The organism is Vibrio sp. 2132-1 (genome assembly GCF_033344315.1).
The window spans coordinates 1-555 of record NZ_JAWPON010000708.1 but is presented as its reverse complement, the minus strand read 5'-3'; the positions used below and the strand labels follow the sequence as shown (position 1 = coordinate 555).

At 51.7% G+C, this 555-nt stretch carries 1 protein-coding gene; it reads right to left on the bottom strand.

The window, feature by feature from the left end; translation table 11 throughout:
* A partial coding sequence (locus tag R8N47_RS27515; protein WP_318186402.1) for a TolC family protein occupies positions 1-555 on the bottom strand: 555 nt, incomplete at both ends.

The following is a 555-nucleotide window of genomic DNA, read 5'->3' as shown; positions in this document are numbered from 1 at the left end:
CGGATATTGATCAGCAACGCTTGCTGCTAACTCTTCATTGAGCGCGGCCATTTCGCGCTCGGCTAAGCGAATATCGGTACGACGTTTCAACAGATCGGAAGGTAAACCGACCGGCACCATGTCCTGCATGACAGGTACACTATGCTGCTTAGACAGGCGAATTTCGACTTGCGTTAGCGGCTCACCAAGCAATACTGCTAAACGATGTTTGTGCGCTTGTTGGGCAATCTCTAACTGCGGAACGAGCGATTCCATCGCCGCAAGCGTGGCCTTTGCTTGGGCTAAATCGAGATCAGAACCGTAGCCGCTACGCACGACTTTTCCGACGAGGTCGAGTGTGCGTCGTTGATCTTCTAAGTTCGACTTTGCCAATTCAAGGCGCTCACTCGCGCCTTGGTATTGCAAGTAGTTGTGAATCAAATCCGCCGTGATCACCGTGTTCAAGCCGTTTTGATAAATTTGAGCTTGTTCGAGACGAATTTGCGCCGCGTTCGCTTGGCGGTCAATGCGCCCAAACAGATCAACTTCCCAAGCGATACTCGCGCCTGCAAATAC